Source organism: Albimonas pacifica (assembly GCF_900113695.1).
GTDB lineage: Bacteria > Pseudomonadota > Alphaproteobacteria > Rhodobacterales > Rhodobacteraceae > Albimonas > Albimonas pacifica.
On the sequence record NZ_FOQH01000009.1, the window covers coordinates 193,943 to 210,434 of the forward strand.

A 16,492-nucleotide genomic window follows, 5' to 3' on the forward strand; every position below is an offset into this window, starting at 1 on the left:
GGCGGGCTTGGCCGGGCGGCGTCCGGGGCCGGGGCCGGGGGCCGGGACGACGGCCGCGGGGCTTCCGCTCGCCGCGCGGGCGCCGTATGCAGCCGGCACGGCGGCTTCCCAGCCGCGCCGCGGGCCCGCGCCTGCCGCGCATCGCCAGGCCCGGCGCCGGCCCCGACGCGCGACCGAAGTTTGGAACGATTCTTGTTTTCCGCGCCCGATGGGTCCATATCGGGCGGGATGAGGAGGCCGCCATGTTCATCCAGACCGAATCCACGCCGAACCCCGCGACGCTGAAGTTCCTGCCCGGACAGACCGTGATGCAGGCCGGCTCCGCGGACTTCCCCGCCAGGGAGGCCGCCGGCGCCTCGCCGCTGGCCGAGCGCATCTTCACGGTCGAGGGCGTCGAGGGCGTGTTCCTCGGCCCCGACTTCATCACCGTCACCAAGGCCGAGGGCCGCGACTGGGCGCATCTGAAGCCCGGCGTCCTCGGCGCGATCCTCGAGCACTACCAGTCCGGCGCCCCCGTGCTGGCCGCCGACGCCGCCGCCCAGCAGACCGGCCATGCCGAGCACTCGGGCCCCGACGGCGAGATCGTGGTGCAGATCAAGGAGCTGCTCGACACCCGCGTGCGCCCCGCGGTCGCCCAGGACGGCGGCGACATCACCTTCCACGGCTTCGACCGCGGCGTGGTCTACCTGCACATGCAGGGCGCCTGCGCGGGCTGCCCGTCGTCCACGATGACGCTGAAGATGGGCATCGAGAACCTGCTGCGCCACTACATCCCCGAAGTGACCGAGGTGCGCCCTGTCGGCCTCCAGTTCTGACGCCGGGCCCGGCGGGACCCTCCTCGGCCCTATCCTCGGGATCGACGCCTCGGCCGCGCAATGCGCGGCCGCGGTCGTCTCGGGCGGGCGCGTGCTCGCGGCCCGGGCCGAGCCGATGACCAAGGGCCAGGCCGAGCGGCTCGCCCCGCTGATCGAGGAGGTGCTGGCGCAGGCCCGCCTCGCGCCGCGCGACCTCGCCGCGGTGGCGGTGTGCACCGGCCCCGGCAACTTCACCGGCGTGCGCATCGGCGTCGCCGCCGCCCGCGGGCTGGCGCTGGCGATCGGCCGCCCGGCGCTCGGCGCCCCCCGCCTGCAGGCCCTGGCCGAGGCCGCGGGCCGCGCCGGCGCGCAGGGCCCGGTGCTGGCGCTCGCCGCCGCCCGGCGCGACGAGCGCCACGCCCAGCTCTTCGACCTGGTCCCCGACGACGAGGGCCGCCCCATGGCGATGCCCTTCGGCGAGGCGATCCAGGCCCCGATCGCCGAGATCCCCGACGCCTTCGCCGACGTCCCCGTGGCCTGCGTGCGCGGCCCCGGCGCGGGCGAGATCGCCGCCGCCCTCGACGCCGTGGCGCTGGACGAGGGCGACCTGCCCGACGCCGCCGACGTGGCGCGCATCGCGGCCCGCGCGCTCGCCGCCCTGCCGCCGGGCGCGCGGCCCGAGCGCCCGGCCCCGATCTATCCCCGCCCGCCCGAGGCCGATCCGCCCTCGGAGGCGCCGCCGCCGCTGCTGGACGGCGCGCCCGGGTGAGCGCGCCCGCGCCGGGCGCCCTGCCCGAGCTCGCCGCCCGCCTCGCCGCCGATCCCGCGCTGGCCGCCGCCGCGGCGCAAGTCCACGCCGCCGCCTTCGACGGCACGGTCCCCGGCCGCCCCTGGTCGGCGGCCGAGATCGCCGGATTCGCCGCCGTGCCCGGCGCGCTCGCCCTGCTGACCCCCGACGCGCTGCTGCTGGGCCGCGTGGCGGGACCGGAGGCCGAACTCGTCGCCCTCGCCACCCGTCCCTCGGCCCGCCGACGGGGCCTGGGACGCGCGCTGACGGAGCGGTTCGTCGCGCTCGCCGCCGCGGCGGGGGCCGAGGAGGCCTTTCTCGAAGTCGCCGCCACCAACGCCCCGGCGCAGGCGCTTTACGCTGCGCTCGGCTGGCGTCCGGTGGGGCGCCGGCGCGGCTATTACCGCGACGTCAAAGGAAACCGTATCGATGCGGTGGCGATGCGGCTCCGACCAATCGCGGTCGAGGCGCGGACCTCGGGCGACGGCGCCGCGTAATCGCCGGAATTCGATGCAGACGAACACCGGCCGATTGGACCCCGGTTCGCGAATATGTCAGTCCGATATGAATTGACGCGGCAGTAGTGAAGTCTTAAGACCTCGAAACGTTCTTATCCGGACCGGGGCGGTTCGCTTGCCGCCGCCGAAGCCACGAAAAAGGGCCGTCCGCGGTTCACGTGGCTGTCACAATGAGAGGTAACATGTCGGACACCGCGCTTATCGCAAAATCGGAACTGCTCGCTCTGACGGCGGACATCGTGTCGTCGCACGTGTCGAACAACCCGGTTTCGCCGCAGGACCTGACGGGCGTCATCGAGTCCGTCTTCGCCAAGCTCTCGGAACTCGCCGAGGACAAGCCGGAGCCGCAGGAAGAGCTGATTCCCGCCGTTCCGGTGAAGAAGTCGGTGACCGACGACTACATCATCTGCCTCGAGGACGGGAAGAAGCTGAAGATGCTCAAGCGGCATCTGAAGACCGCCTACGACATGACGCCCGAGGAGTATCGCGCGAAGTGGGGCCTCTCGGCCGACTACCCGATGGTCGCCCCCGCCTACGCGCGCAAGCGCCAGGAGCTCGCCAAGCAGATCGGCCTCGGCCGCAAGCCCAAGGCGAAGTGATCCCCCTCCCCCGCCGCCCGGTTGCACGGGCGCGGAGAGGGCGCTAAGGCAATCCGCGGCGCGCGGGGGCATCCCCCGCGCGCCGCGATGCATTTCCGGCCCCCGCGGCCGGGCGACCGGCGGACCGCGCGGCGGCCGCGTGCGAAGACCCTCGGCCCGGAGGCCCCCATGGCCAAGAAGCTGTTCGTGAAGACCTACGGCTGCCAGATGAACGTCTACGACTCCGAGCGCATGCACGGCGTCATGGCGGCCGAGGGCTACGAGCCGACCGACCGGGCGGAGGAGGCGGACCTGATCCTCCTCAACACCTGCCACATCCGCGAGAAGGCGGCCGAGAAGGTCTATTCCGAGCTGGGCCGCCTGAAACCCCTCAAGGAGGCGCGCCCGGACCTCAAGATCGGCGTCGCCGGCTGCGTCGCCCAGGCCGAGGGCGAGGAGATCCTGCGCCGCCAGCCCGCCGTCGACTTCGCCGTCGGCCCGCAGGCCTACCACCGCCTGCCCGCGCTGGTCGCGAACGGCGGCGTCGACACCGAGTTCCCGCTCGAGGACAAGTTCCTCCGCATGCCGGCCGCGCCCCGCAGGCGGGCCCCGACGGCCTTCCTGACCGTGCAGGAGGGCTGCGACAAGTTCTGCGCCTTCTGCGTGGTCCCCTACACCCGCGGGGCCGAGGTCTCGCGCCCCGCCGCCCGCCTGCTGGGCGAGGCCCGGGCGCTCGCCGAGCAGGGCGTGCGCGAGATCACCCTGCTGGGCCAGAACGTCAACGCCTACCACGGCGAGGGGCCAGACGGGGGCGACTGGACGCTCGCCCGCCTGCTGCGCGAGATCGCGGGGATCGAGGGGATCGAGCGGCTGCGCTACACGACCTCCCATCCCAACGACATGTCCGACGACCTGATCGCCGCCCATGGCGAGCTGGAAAAACTGATGCCCTACCTGCACCTGCCGGTGCAGTCGGGCTCGGACCGGGTGCTGAAGGCGATGAACCGCCGCCACCGGGCGGACGACTACCTGGCGCTCATCGAGCGGATCCGCGCCGCCCGCCCCGACATCGCCCTGTCGGGCGACTTCATCGTCGGCTTCCCCGGCGAGACCGAAGCCGAATTCGCCCAGACCCTCGCGCTCGCGGAGGCGGTCGGCTACGGATCGGCCTTCACCTTCAAGTATTCCTCCCGCCCCGGCACACCCGCGGCCGGCGTCGGCGAGCAGGTCCCCGAGCCGGTGAAGGACGAGCGTCTCGCCCGCCTGAACGCGGTGATCTCGCGCGACCAGAAGGCGTTCCAGACCTCGATGGTCGGGCGGCGCCTGCCGGTGCTGGTCGAGAAGGCCGGGCGGCTGGACGGGCAGATGGTGGGCAAGAGCCCCTGGCTGCACGCGGTCCACTTCCTCGCCCCGGCCGAAACCGCGGGACAGGTGGTGATGGTCGACGTGGTGGAAAGCGGGCCGAACTCGCTGTCGGGGCGGCTCGCGGCCTGAACGCGTGGCGCCTGGGGGCGGCTGCGGAAGACGCTCCCGACTCACCCAAGAACAGGGCCCGCGCCTGTCCTCCGGAGCCGTCTCTCGCTTCTGATGCCTGAGCGACTCGGCCGGAGGGGTCAAGGACGAGCCGCGCAAGCGCGGTCGCTTCGCGATCCTTGACCCCTCCGGCCGAGTCGCTCCGATCGGCATCAGCGAGAGACGGCTCCGGAGAACAGGCGCTCGGCAAGGGCCGCCGGCCGCGCGCCGGGGGCCCGGGGCGGGCGGCGCGCGGGCCGGCGGGCGCCTATCCTTTCGGGTAGGCGCGCCATGCGTTCGAGCGCGCCGGGCGCCCGGTCGCGCGCTCGGATCGCGCGGCGAAAGATGGCATCAACTCTTCAGCGAATTGATGCCGACCAGGAGCCCGCCATGACCACCCCCGACGCCGTTCTCGCCGACGCCCTGCCCTCGCTGCCCGCCGCGACGCTGGAGCGGCTGGCGCTGGCGGTCTCGACCCGCCTGCGGGGGCGGCTGGCGGCGGCCGAGCGGCGGCTGGCGGACGCGGGCCTGACCCTCGACGCCCGCCGGCTGCTGGAGGACCAGGCGCGCGAGCTGGAGTGGACGCTGACCCGCATCGACCTGCATGTGGCGATCGCCCGGGACCGGCGGGGCCTGTCGGTCGATCTCGACCCCGCCCTCCACGCCCTGCTGACCGCCGGCGGCAAGCTGGCGGCCTTCCCCGGCGCCCGCGCCGTCGCGCCCACGGTCCGCGCCGTCGCCGAGGCCGCCACCGCGGCCTGAGCCCCTCGCGGCCGGATCGCGCCGCCCTCGCGTCGATCCGGCCGCCGCGCGGGGCGCGGAGCCCGCCTCCGCCCCGCCCGGCCCCCGCGTCTCTCGCCCGACGCGCGGCCGCTCCCTGGCCCGTCCCTCCCCCGCCCGACCTGCCTTCGGGCGCGCGGAGCGGCGGGCCCTTTTTCCCCGCCCCCCGCCGCCGCGGCGCGGGTTTCCATCGCCCGGCTTTCCTCCTAGGCTCCGCCGCGCCGCAGCCGCCGGAGGGCCCATGACCGACCTAGTCGTCCGCAACGCCGTGATCCTGACCGCGGACCCTGCGGGAACCGTGATCGAGGGCGGGATCGCCGTCGAGAACGGCCGCATCACCGCCCTCGGCCAGGTCCCCGACCGCGCCCAGGAGGTGTTGGACGCCCAGGGCGGCCTGGTGATGCCGGGCCTGGTGAACACCCACTGCCACGCCGCCGACTGCCTGTTCCGCGGCCTGGTCGAGAACCTGCCGCTCGAGCCCTGGCTGCAGACCGTGTGGAAGGCCGAAGGCGCGATCCTCGACGCCGACACCTGCCGCCTCGGCGCGCGCCTGGGCTACGCCGAGCTGCTGCTCTCGGGCTGCACCTCGGTGATGGACATGTTCTGGCACCCCGAGAGCTCGGCCGCCGCGGGCGCCGAGCTGGGTCTGCGCGTCTCCACCGGCGGGCTGTTCTTCGACTTCCCCGGCATGGACGGCAAGACCGCGGACGACCGCCCGCGCGACGCCGAGGCGTTCTTCGAGGCCCACCCCCGGACCGACCGCCTGCTGCCCGGGACCTTCCCCCATGGCGCCTACACCGTCGGCCCCGAGAACCTGAAGCTGGCGAAGGCCATGGCCGACGCCCGCGGCGCCCTGTTCTCGGTCCACTGCGCCGAGACCGCGGTCGAGCAGGCGACGGTGCGCGACAGCTACGGGACCTCGGTGGTCCGGCACATGGACGCGCTGGGGATCCTGGACCCGCGCACGGTGCTGGCCCATTGCGTGCATTGCGACGACGAGGAGCTCGACATCCTCGCGCGCACGGGGGCGGTGGTGGCGCACAACCCGGTCTCGAACCTCAAGCTCGCCTCCGGCTTCGCGCGCATCCCCGAGATGCTGGAGCGCGGCGTCCACGTGACGCTGGGCACCGACGGGGCGATCTCGGGCAACGACATCGACATGTGGCAGGCGCTGCGGCTGGCCGCGACCCTGCACAAGGCGGCCTCGGGGCGGGCGGACGCGGTGACCACCCGCCAGGCGCTGGAGATGGCCACGATCAACGGCGCGAAGGCGCTGGGGATCGGGGGGCTCGCCGGCTCGCTGGAGGTCGGCAAGGCCGCGGACTTCCAGGTGCTCGACGTCTCGCGCCCCCATGCGGTGCCGATGTTCGACCCGATGACGCACGCGGTCTATTCCGCCTCCCGCTCCGACGTGGTGCATGTCTTCGTCGACGGCGAGTGGCGGGTGCGCGAGCGCGAGCTGGTGGTCTTCGACATGCGCGAGACCCTCGACGAGGTCCGCGCCCTGGTTCCCGCCATCAAGGCCTCGATCGCATGACCCCTTCCGCTCCCGCCCTCGCCCCCCGCCTCGCCGCCGCCGTCGAGGCGGCGACCCCGCGCCTCGGCGAAGCGCCCGAGATCGCGATGATCCTCGGCTCCGGCCTCGGCCAGCTCGCCGACGCGGTGGAGGGGGCGACGCATATCCCCTACGCCGAGATCCCCGGCTTCCCGATCTCCACCGCCCCCAGCCATGCCGGGCGTTTCGTGATCGGGCGGCTGTTCGGGCGGCGCGCGGCGCTGATGCAGGGGCGCGTGCACCTCTACGAGGGGTGGAGCGCCCAGGACGTGGCGCTGCCCGTGTGGTTGATGGCGGCGATGGGGGCGAAGACGCTGGTGGTGACCAACGCCGCCGGCGCGCTGAACCCCGCGCTGAAGCCCGGCGTTCCGATGCTGATCGAGGATCACCTGAACCTCACCGGGCAGAACCCGCTGATCGGCCCCAACGACGACGCGCTCGGCCCCCGCTTCCCCGACATGAGCCGCGCCTATGCGCCGGAGCTGCGCGAGCTCGCCCGCGACGCGGCGATGAAGATCGGCGAGGATCTGCCCGCCGGCATCTACGCCGGCATCACCGGCCCCTCGCTGGAAACCTCGGCCGAGCGGCGCTGGCTGCGCGCCTCGGGCGGCGACGCGGTGGGCATGTCGACGGTGCTGGAGGTGATCGCGGCGAACCACGCCGGCATGAAGGTGCTGGGCCTCTCGGCGATCACCAACGCCGCCGACGGCGGCCCCGAGCAGCAGCCCGACACCATCGAGGAGGTGCTGGAGAACGCCGCCCGCGCCGGCGCCCGCATCGCCCGCCTGGTCGAGGCCCTGGCCCCCGACCTGCCCTGACGCCGGCGGGTCCCGGGCCCCTGCCCGGGGATCCCTGCCCCAGGCGCCCTGTCCGCGCCCCTCGCGTTTTCCGGGCCCGTCCGGGCAGCCCTATCACGCGCACGCTTGATTTCCGCCGCCCGCCGGGGCGACCATCGCGACGCCCCCCGCCGAGACCGGAGGTCGCCATGACCGACCGCCCATCCGCCCCGCCCGTCGCCTCGCTTCTCGACCTGACCGGACGCCGGGCGCTCGTCACCGGCGCCTCCGGCGGCCTCGGCGCGGCGCTGGCCGCGCGGCTCGCCGAGGCGGGGGCGGAGGTGGTGCTCCAGGCCCATGCCAACCACTCCGCCGCCGAGGCGCTGGCCGCGCGCCTGCGCGAGGCGGGACGCGCGGCGCGGGCGGTGCGCGCCGACCTCTCGGACCCCGCGCGGATCCCGACGCTGGTGGGCGGGGCCGGGCCGCTCGACCTGCTGGTGCATGCCGCGGCCCGCCAGGACCTCGCCCCCCTCTCCGACGCCGCGGCGTGGGAGGCGGTGATGGCCGTCAACCTCTCCGCCGCCCGCGCCCTGCTCGCCGCCTTCGCGGCCCAGGCGGAGGCGCCGGAGGGGCGCGCGGCCCTGCTGGTGTCCTCGATCGAGGGGGCGCGCGCGGCGCCCGGGCACGGGGCCTACGCCGCCTCCAAGGCGGGGCTCGAGATGCTGGCGAAGGCCGCGGCGCTGGAGTTCGCGCCGATGCGGGTCAACGCGCTGGCCCCCGGCCTGATCGACCGCCCCGGGCTGGAGGCTCGGTGGCCCGAAGGGCTGGCGCGCTGGCGCGCGGCGGCCCCGCTCGGGCGCCCCGGCGCGCCGGAGGAGGTGGCTGACGCGGCGCTGTTCCTGCTGTCGGACGCCGCGCGCTTCGTCACCGGCGCGACGCTGACCGTCGACGGCGGCGTCTCGGCCGGGCCGGGCTGGTAGCGGGCCGCGTCCGGAGACGGGGACGCCGTCCCACCCAGCGAATTCGTGAACCGTTCGGCGCCGTGCGGCCGCGCGGGGGCCCAAGTCCCCGTTCGCGCCCGCCGCGCCGCGTGCTATGATTCACTCCGAAACCGGCCAGCCGGCGCAGACCGGCGGCCCGAGGCGAAAGGCGTTGCGATGACCCCCCTTCGGCGTTCCCGCCGACCCGCCGGGCTTGCCCTGGCGACGGCGCTGCTTTTGAGCTCCACCGCGCTTCCCGCGCTGGCCTTCCCGCAACGCTCCGAGGGCGCGCGCTTCGTCCCCGTGGCCGAGGCGGTGCGCGCCGACCAGTGGGCGGCGGCCTTCCAGTACGCCGAGGCGACCCGCGACCCGGCCGCCATGGACTATGTCCGCTGGCGCTGGCTGTCGGCCGGCGAGGGCGGCTTCTTCGACGCGCGCGACTTCCTCGCCCGCAACCCCGACTGGCCGCAGACCGACATGATCCGCCGCGAGGCGGAGCGGAAGATGCCCCTCAACCTGCGCCCCTCGGAGGTGACGGCCTTCTTCGCGGGCCAGACCCCGCTGACCGGCTCCGGCGCCCTGGCGCTGGCCCAGGCGCAGCTCGCCGACGGCCAGACCCAGGCCGCGCGCGACACCGCCGTCTACGCCTGGCGCGAGAAGTCGCTGACCCCGGACGAGGAATCGCGCCTGCTGGCGAACTGGGGCGGCGTGCTCGCCCCTTATCATGTCGAGCGGCTCGACATGCTGCTGTGGCGCGGCCTGACCGGCGAGGCGGAGCGGATGCTCGGCCGCGTCGACGCCGCCCACCAGGCGCTGGCGCGCGCGCGCATCTCGCTGCGCCGCGGCGACCCGGGCGTCGACACGCTCGTCGCCCGGGTGCCGGCGGCGCTGGCCGGCGACGCCGGCCTCGCCTACGAGCGCTTCCGCTGGCGCGAGAAGCACGGCCTGCGCGACAGCGCCGAGCAGATGATGCGCGAGCGCTCGACCTCCGCCGCCGCCCTGGGCCGGCCCTCGGCCTGGGCCGACGAGCGCATCGACATGGTGCGCGAGGACCAGCGCGCCGGGCGCTACCGGCAGGCCTACCTGCTCGCCGCCCAGCACCACCTGAGCCCGTCCGACGGCTACGACTACAACGAGCTGGAGTGGCTCGCCGGCTGGATCGCGGTGCGCTGGCTGAACGATCCCGCCGCCGCCCAGGCCCATTTCGCCCGCTTCCTCGAGACGGTGGACACCCCCATCAGCCTCGGCCGCGGCTGGTACTGGATGGGCCGCGCGCGGGAGGCGGCGGGCGACGCCGCGGGCGCCAAGCGGGCCTATCTCGAGGGCGCCCGCTGGCAGACCAGCTTCTACGGCCAGCTCGCCGCCGAGCGGGCGGGGGCCGACGCCGACGCCTCGCTCTCGGGCGTCGACGCGCCGACCGACTGGCGCAACGCCGCGGCGATCGAGTCGAACCAGGTCCGCGCCGGCGTGCTGCTGCACTGGGCGGGCGAGCGGGGGCGCAGCCACTGGCTGCTGACCAACGCCGCCGCCGAGGCGCGCAACCCCCGCGACCAGGCCGCCATCGCCCACCTGGCGCTGGAGCTCGACCGGCCCGAGATCGCCGTGCGCGCCGCCAAGATGGCGGCGAACGGGGGCATCGTGCTGCCCACGCCCTACTACCCGGTGGTCGACCTCGCCGACGCCTCCGGCCCGGTGCCCCCGGCGCTGGCGCTGGCGATCGCGCGCCAGGAAAGCGAGATGAACCCCGAGGCGATCTCCCACGCCGGCGCGCGCGGGCTGATGCAGCTGATGCCGGGCACGGCGAAGCTGGTCGCCGGGCGCCTGGGGATGCCCTACGACCTGAACCGGCTGACCGCGGACTGGCGCTACAACGCCCGGCTCGGCACCGACTACCTCGCCGGGCTGATCGACGACTTCGGCTCCTGGCCGCTGGCGGCGGCGGGCTACAACGCCGGCCCCAACCGCGTGCGCCAGTGGATCGCGGCCTTCGGCGACCCCCGCTCGGGCCGCATGGACATGGTCGACTGGATCGAGACGATCCCCTTCGACGAGACCCGCAACTACGTCCAGCGGGTGATGGAAGGGGTGCATGTCTACGAGGCCCGCCTCTCCGGCCGCGCCCAGGCGCCCGAGCTGACCGCCCTGCTCCAGCGCTGAAGCCCCGCCGCCGCGCGCCGAGCCGCGCGGCGGACGCCCCGCCCGCGCGCCCTGCAAAGGGCGGCGGGACCGCTCAGGCGCTCCCGTCCCCCAGGGTCCGCTTAGGCGCTCCCATCCTCCAGGGTCCGCTCAGGCGCTCCTGTCCCCCAGGGTCCGCTCAGGCGCTCCTGTCCCCCAGGGTCCGCTCAGGCGCTCCCCGCCCCCACGACGCCCCCCGCAAAAGAAAGCCGCGCCTCCCCGGAAGGAGGCGCGGCTCCGGCTGCGACCGGAAACTCGCGTCGGGGTTCGGGCGGTCCTCCCGCCCCGGGGCCCCGCGAGGGGGACGGTCGGGCGGGGCGATGCGGCCGCGCAGCGGACGCGAGGGCCGCCCGGCCCCCCGCCCTGCCGCGGGTCACTGCACCAGGGCGCCGCCCAGGATCACCCGCTCCTCGCCGTTCAGCGAGACGGTGGGGATGAAGGCCTCCAGCTCCGTGCCGCAGCCCGCGATCTGCGCGTTGCCGCCGATGTGCACGGTCGAGGAGGCCTCGACGTAGATCCCGCCCGAGGACTTGAACGACCCGCCCGGGTGGAACTGCGGCGCCGCGCCGATGAAGCCGTAGGTCCAGTCCAGCGGGCTCGACCCGCCCAGCGAGATCCGCTCCTTGGAGAACATGTAGACGTCGAACTCGCCGTCGTCGCAGTAGTGGTCCGGTTCCCCGTAGGAGGCGGAGCCCGAGAAGTTGAGCTGCCCCTCGCCGAAGAAGAACACGTCGTTGAAGTGCAGCCGCGGCCCGCCGCCCATGCCGATCTGGCCCTTGGCGATCACCGCGATGTTCTGGGCGTCGACCTTGCCGGCCATCTGCATGCCGTGGTTGACCATGTAGATCGTGTAGGGCTCGAAGTCGCCCGGCTGCACGGTCCACCACCACTGGTCGACCTGCACCACCTTCGCCGCGCCCGTCGCCGGGTTCTTCACGAAGTCCGGCAACAGGTCGCCCGAATAGGTCGAGACCCCGGAGGTGTAGAGCGCCGCCCACAGGTCGTCGAACATCGTGTTCAGGATCGGCAGCACCAGCGGCTCGATATGCACGGGCTCGGTCACCTTCACCTCGGCCTCGCCCGCGGGGCTGTCGACGTCCACGTCGCCGATGGTGATGTTCTCGGGATAGAAGGAGGAGATGCGCACGTCGTCGGTGAAGTAGGACGAGCCGCCGAAGTGCACCGAGACCTCGCCATGCACGCAGACCCCGTCGGTCAGCGTGTTGTTGCCGCCCATCTGGAAGTCCTGGGTCGAGATCAGGATCGCGCCGGGGCACAGGCTCTGCGAGCCCGAGCCGACGCCCGAGCGCACCCGAGCGGTGGAGGCGGCGGAGATGTGCCAGCCGTCCTTGCCCATCAGCCCGACCAAGAAGGTCGGCACGTCGAGGCCCGCGCCCGCGCCCCGCGCCGCGGTCACCCGGACCGCATCGTAGGGCGTGTCGCCGGGCACGAAGCTGTTGGTCTCCGCGTCCCAGGCGCCGAGCTGCACCATGCTGGGCAGGATCACCGTGCCGTTGCCCTCGACCGGCATGTTCACCGCCGAGAGGGCGATCGCCGCCGTGCGCGCGGCGTCGCCGTCGGGCAGCTCGCGCACCGCGGCCAGCGCCGAGGCGTCGGCGGTGGCCTGCAGCAGCGCCCGGATCCGGTAGGCGTTGGAGACGTCGAGCGTGAAGCCCGAGATCACCATCATCATGGTCATCCAGAAGATCGACCAGACCGAGGCCGATCCGCTTTCGTCCTCGGCGAGGCGCCGCGCGCGCCCGCGAAAGGTGAGCAGGGCGAGCCGGGTCATCGATCCGGCCCTCAGCTCGACGCGCTCGCCGCGGCCTCGTCGACCATGGTGATCGAGGCGGACAGCGAATTGTCGCCGGTCAGGAAGAAGCTGAAGATCACGACTTCGCTGAACGGCAGGGAGACCGAGGCGTTCACATAGCCGCCGTTGATCGAGACGGCGGCGGCGCCGGCGGAGTCGGGGGCGAACTGGCTGCGCACGAAGGCCTCGGCCTCGGCCTCGGTCGCGATGCCGAGCGAGGCGGTGCGCGCCATGTCGATGAGCTGGGTCTGCTTGTGCATGAGGAGGGCCGCGTCGGTGGCGACGCCGAAGATCATGAAGAAGATCGGCAGCCAGAGGGCGAATTCGACCGTGGTCGACCCCTCGCGGTCCTGCAGCAGCGCGCGGATGCGCTTGAACACACTCATGATGTCCCTCCGGACAACGCTTACGCTCTACCCGGCCGAGGGCATACGCGGTCATCTACGCACTGTCTGACCGTTCCCCTCGAGCCGGTCCGTCGGTCCCGTCGCGTCCACGAAACAGTTCATGAACAGGACGAAGACTCGCCGACCGACATTCATATTAGACTTTTTCCCGCAGGCAGCAAGGCTCCGCGTGGTTAATCGATGACGCACCTTGTGCGCAGCGCGATTCTGGAAACAGTCGTGCACCTATCGTATCCGAACGGCCCAAGGCAGCCGTTTCGTTCAGTCGACGTTAACGTAACGTTCATTTGAGCGACATCTTACAATACGATTTCGGGCACGCTGCTGAACGCGGCCTTCAGGGAATCGGACCAGGCGCCCGAGACCTTCTGGAACTCCGGGTCGTCCTGCTCCATCCGCCGGCGGACCGAGAATCGGAGCTCCCCCGCCGGCAGCACCGCGAGATCCAGCGGCATGCCCACCGACAGGTTCGAGCGCAGGGTCGAATCCATCGACACGAAGGCCGCCTTCAGCGCCTGGGGCATCGGCGTCTCGGGGGTGATCACCCGGTCGAGGATCGGCTTGCCGTACTTGTGCTCGCCGATCTGGAAGAAGGCGGTGTCCTCGGTCGCCTCGATGAAGTTGCCCGCCTCGTAGATCAGGAACAGCCGCGGCCGCCCGCCCTTGCGCTGGCCGCCCAGGATCAGCGTGGCCCCGGCCCGGGCGCCGGTCTCCTCGAGCTGCTCGCGATAGCGCTTCTGCTGCGCGGCCATGGCGTCGCCGACGAGCTGGGCGGCGCGGAACATGGTCGAACAGGTGAGCAGGCTCTCGACGTCCTCGCCGGCCTCGGCCCTGGCGCAGGCCTCGTTCAGCGCGGTGACCACGCCCTGGGTGATCGAGAGGTTGCCCGCCGTCATCAGGCACAGCGCCCGCTCGCCCGGCCGCTCCCAAGTGAACATCTTCCCGAAGCGGGAGATGTTGTCCAAGCCCGCGTTGGTGCGCGTGTCCGACAGCATCACCAGCCCGGCGTTCAGCCGCAGCCCCACGCAATAGGTCATCTCGGGCTCCTCCGGCCGTGCGCGCCGCGCGCGGGGGGTCGATAGACGAAGGCGCGCGCCATGTCACGCGAGTCGGCCCGCCCGGCGGGCCTGCGGCCGGGCGCTACTGCACCAGCGTGCCGCCGGCGACCGCGGGCAGGCCTTCCTCGATCACCACCTGCTCGTAGTGGCCGCTCAGCGCCTCGGGGCAGCCGGCGATGTCGATGTTCCCGCCGAGCTGGATGGTCGCGTCCGCCTCCAGGTAGAGGCCGCCCGCGCTCTTCATCGCGCCGCCCGGGGCGATCGAGGGGGCCGCGGCCATCAGCCCGTAGACCCACGACGAGCCGCCCCAGCCGCCCAGCGAGATCGAGTCGGTCGAGAACAGATAGGCGTCGTAGACCCCCGCCTCGCACCAGGTCTCCGGGTCGCCGTAGCCGATGTCGCCCGAGAAGTTCAGCATCCCGCTGCCGAAGAAGAAGACCTTGTCGAACTGCAGCGACGGCCCGCCGCCCACGCCGATCTGGCCGCGCGCGATGATCGCCACGTTCTGCGCGTCGACCCCGCCGGCGAGCTGCATGCCGTGGTTGACCATGTAGATCGTGTAGGGCTTCAGGTCCCCCGGCTGCACCGTCCACCACCACTGGTTCACCCGCTGGATCCGGGCCAGGCCGGTGGCGGGGTCCTTCACGAAGTCCGGCAGCAGGTCGCCCCCGTAGGAGGAGACCGAGCTCGCATAAAGCGTGTCCCACAGCGCATCGAACATCGCCGGAAGCTGGGGCGTGATCACGGGCGAGAGGCTCTGCTCGGCGATCACCTCCTCGCGCGGGGCCGAACCGGCGACGACGTGGCCGATGTAGATCGTGTCCGCGTCCGCGGCCGAGACCCGCGCCCCCGGCTCGAAGCGGTCGCCGCCGCCGAAATGCACGCCGGTCTCGCCGTGCACGCAGGTTCCCTCGCGCAGCTCGTTGGAGCCGCCGGCCTGGATCGAGTCCCCGCTCAGGATCAGCGCCCCCGGGCAGAGGTTGGTCATCTGCCCCGAGCCGCTGGAGCGCGCCCGCGCCGTGGAGGAGGCCGCCACGTGCCAGTCGTCGCGGCCGATCAGGCCGACGAGGAAGGTGGGCACCGGCAGGCCCCCGTCGCCGCCGCGCGCCGCGGTCACGCGCACGGCGTCGGCGGCGGGATGGCCCACGACGAAGCGGCCGGTCTCGCCGCGCCAGCTGCCGATCTCGACCATCGGGCCGCGGATCACCTCGCCGTGCTCGTCCGGGGGCATGTTGATGCGCGCCAGCGCCAGCGCCGCGTCGCGGGCCGCGTCCTCGTCGGGCAGCGCCCGCACCGCCGCCAGCGCCGAGGCGTCGGCGGTGGCCTGCAGCAGGGCGCGGATCCGGTAGGCGTTGGCGACGTCGAGGGTGAAGCCCGAGACGATCATCATCATCATCGTCCAGAACAGCGCCCAGACGCTCGCCGCCCCGCGCTCGTCGCGGGCCAGCCGGCGCAGGCGCCGGGCGAGGCCGCGCGCGGGCCGCGCGCCGGGGGTCCGGCCCCGCGACGACGAATGCGGCCGCGCCGCGCCGACGCGGGCGCCTGCGCCCGCACCGCGGGCGACGCTCCTGAATGACATCACCGTAACCCCGATCGGGAGACCTGCCGCCGACGGCGGGCGGACCGGCGGCGCCGAGGCCGGCCGTTCCCCAACGACCGATCCCCGTCCTGCTGCGTCCCGCGCCCGACCGGCGGCGAACCCAGGTCTCCGCCCTGCGCTCTGACGCCGACGTTAACCTTGAATTCATCTTCAAACAACACTTCCGGTCGGCGTCACGGCATCGCGGCGCCCCGGGGGGACGCGCCGCGGCCGGGATGCGGGGCCGGACGGATCTCGGCGGGCGGGACCGGGCGGCGGGCGCCCGGCTGCGGCCGGGCTCCCTCCGCCGGCGGCCTCACTGCTGCTGGGTCTGGACCTGGGCGGCGGGGGAGATGCGCACCTCCGCCTCCAGCGTCTCCTCGACCGCGCCGGTGATCGAGCCGCGGATCGGAGCGGCGTCGCGCGCGTCGAGCCCGCCCACCAGCCGCACGTAGCGCTCGGTCGGGCAGACCTGGTTGGCGGCGTCGAAGCCGACCCAGCCGAAGCCCTCGACGAAGGCCTCGGCCCAGGCGTGGGTCTCGTGGATCTCTCCGTCCTCGCCGGCGCCGACGAACTCCTCGGTGGCGAGCAGGTAGCCCGAGACGTAGCGCGCCGGGATGCCCAGCGATCGGGCGGCGGAGATGAAGACGTGGGCATGGTCCTGGCAGACCCCCGCCCCCATCGCCAGCGCCCGGGCGGCGGAGGTGTCGGCGTCGGTGGCGCCGGGCTTGTAGTCGACCGCCTCGCGCACCGCCGCGCTCAGCGCGTGCAGGGTGGCCAGCGTGCCGTCGTCGCCGGCCGTGGCCGCGGCCTCGGCGGCCAGCTCGCAGATCGCGTCGTCGGCCCGGGTCAGCTCGGTCTCGCGCAGGAACACGCCCGAGGCGCGCTGCCGGCCGAGGCCGCGGACCACGCCCGCGCTCTCGGTCGTCTCGACCACGCCTTCGGCCACGATCTCGACCCCCGCGACCGGCCCGCCCGAGTGCCACTGCCCGGTCTGGTCGCCGAAATCGTCGGTCAGCAGCGGGCTCACCGGCGCGCCGTTGACCGAGATCTTCCACTCGAGCGTCTTCTGCCCCTCGAATTCCGACGGCCACAGCCGCAGGCGCAGCGCCAGCTTCAGGGCCTCGGGCTCGAAGGCGTAGACCGTCTTGTGACGGATGCTCAGGCGCATGCGCCCTCT

General features: G+C 73.7%; 15 protein-coding genes. 10 read left to right on the forward strand and 5 right to left on the reverse strand.

The window, feature by feature from the left end:
- The first annotated feature begins 242 nt into the window (after nucleotides 1-242).
- From BM064_RS19820 to BM064_RS19865, 10 genes are all read left to right on the forward strand, one after another.
- Nucleotides 243-815, forward strand: a complete 573-nt coding sequence (locus tag BM064_RS19820) for a NifU family protein (protein ID WP_092862649.1) — start codon at nucleotides 243-245, stop codon at nucleotides 813-815.
- A gap of 40 nt (nucleotides 816-855) precedes the next feature.
- Entirely contained in the window at nucleotides 856-1,563 is a 708-nt protein-coding gene (tsaB, locus tag BM064_RS28125) for a tRNA (adenosine(37)-N6)-threonylcarbamoyltransferase complex dimerization subunit type 1 TsaB (protein WP_342741384.1), read from the forward strand.
- The gene (locus BM064_RS28130) at nucleotides 1,560-2,078 is read left to right on the forward strand and encodes a GNAT family N-acetyltransferase (protein ID WP_177236334.1); all 519 of its coding nucleotides are present in this window, start codon (nucleotides 1,560-1,562) and stop codon (nucleotides 2,076-2,078) included. Before tsaB ends, BM064_RS28130 begins: the two co-directional genes overlap by 4 nt.
- Nucleotides 2,079-2,281: 203 nt before the next feature.
- Nucleotides 2,282-2,698 carry a Ros/MucR family transcriptional regulator gene (locus BM064_RS19835; RefSeq protein ID WP_092862654.1) on the forward strand — a complete coding sequence of 139 codons (417 nt, stop codon included), beginning with the start codon at nucleotides 2,282-2,284 and terminating at the stop codon, nucleotides 2,696-2,698.
- Between the two features lie 168 nt (nucleotides 2,699-2,866).
- Entirely contained in the window at nucleotides 2,867-4,171 is a 1,305-nt protein-coding gene (miaB, locus tag BM064_RS19840) for a tRNA (N6-isopentenyl adenosine(37)-C2)-methylthiotransferase MiaB (RefSeq protein ID WP_092862657.1), read from the forward strand.
- A 408-nt stretch (nucleotides 4,172-4,579) separates the two neighbouring features.
- Nucleotides 4,580-4,951: a hypothetical protein gene (locus BM064_RS19845; RefSeq protein WP_092862660.1), complete on the forward strand. Its 372-nt coding sequence runs from the start codon at nucleotides 4,580-4,582 to the stop codon at nucleotides 4,949-4,951.
- Nucleotides 4,952-5,210: 259 nt separating this feature from the next.
- Nucleotides 5,211-6,506 carry an amidohydrolase gene (locus BM064_RS19850; protein WP_092862663.1) on the forward strand — a complete coding sequence of 432 codons (1,296 nt, stop codon included), beginning with the start codon at nucleotides 5,211-5,213 and terminating at the stop codon, nucleotides 6,504-6,506.
- Nucleotides 6,503-7,342: a purine-nucleoside phosphorylase gene (locus BM064_RS19855; protein ID WP_092862666.1), complete on the forward strand. Its 840-nt coding sequence runs from the start codon at nucleotides 6,503-6,505 to the stop codon at nucleotides 7,340-7,342. Before BM064_RS19850 ends, BM064_RS19855 begins: the two co-directional genes overlap by 4 nt.
- Before the next feature lie 167 nt (nucleotides 7,343-7,509).
- Nucleotides 7,510-8,280 carry an SDR family NAD(P)-dependent oxidoreductase gene (locus tag BM064_RS19860; protein ID WP_092862669.1) on the forward strand — a complete coding sequence of 257 codons (771 nt, stop codon included), beginning with the start codon at nucleotides 7,510-7,512 and terminating at the stop codon, nucleotides 8,278-8,280.
- Nucleotides 8,281-8,517: 237 nt separating this feature from the next.
- Nucleotides 8,518-10,437, forward strand: a complete 1,920-nt coding sequence (locus BM064_RS19865; RefSeq protein ID WP_092862672.1) for a lytic transglycosylase domain-containing protein — start codon at nucleotides 8,518-8,520, stop codon at nucleotides 10,435-10,437.
- A 391-nt stretch (nucleotides 10,438-10,828) separates the two neighbouring features.
- On the opposite strand, the gene BM064_RS19870 is transcribed toward BM064_RS19865, so the two are convergent.
- The 5 genes from BM064_RS19870 to BM064_RS19890 all read right to left on the reverse strand — a co-directional run bounded on the left by BM064_RS19870 (nucleotide 10,829) and on the right by BM064_RS19890 (nucleotide 16,483).
- Nucleotides 10,829-12,247 carry a pilus assembly protein TadG-related protein gene (locus BM064_RS19870; RefSeq protein ID WP_092862675.1) on the reverse strand — a complete coding sequence of 473 codons (1,419 nt, stop codon included), beginning with the start codon at nucleotides 12,245-12,247 and terminating at the stop codon, nucleotides 10,829-10,831.
- A gap of 11 nt (nucleotides 12,248-12,258) precedes the next feature.
- A complete protein-coding gene (locus tag BM064_RS19875; protein WP_092862678.1) occupies nucleotides 12,259-12,654 on the reverse strand; it encodes a TadE/TadG family type IV pilus assembly protein in 396 nt (131 codons plus the stop codon).
- A 320-nt stretch (nucleotides 12,655-12,974) separates the two neighbouring features.
- Nucleotides 12,975-13,712 (reverse strand): proteasome-type protease, encoded by a 738-nt coding sequence (locus tag BM064_RS19880; protein WP_092862680.1) that lies wholly within the window; start codon nucleotides 13,710-13,712, stop codon nucleotides 12,975-12,977.
- 103 nt (nucleotides 13,713-13,815) lie between these two features.
- Entirely contained in the window at nucleotides 13,816-15,312 is a 1,497-nt protein-coding gene (locus BM064_RS19885) for a pilus assembly protein TadG-related protein (protein ID WP_092862683.1), read from the reverse strand.
- A 316-nt stretch (nucleotides 15,313-15,628) separates the two neighbouring features.
- Complete coding sequence (locus BM064_RS19890) at nucleotides 15,629-16,483, reverse strand: transglutaminase domain-containing protein (protein WP_092862686.1); 855 nt, start codon at nucleotides 16,481-16,483, stop codon at nucleotides 15,629-15,631.
- Nucleotides 16,484-16,492: the final 9 nt, after the last annotated feature.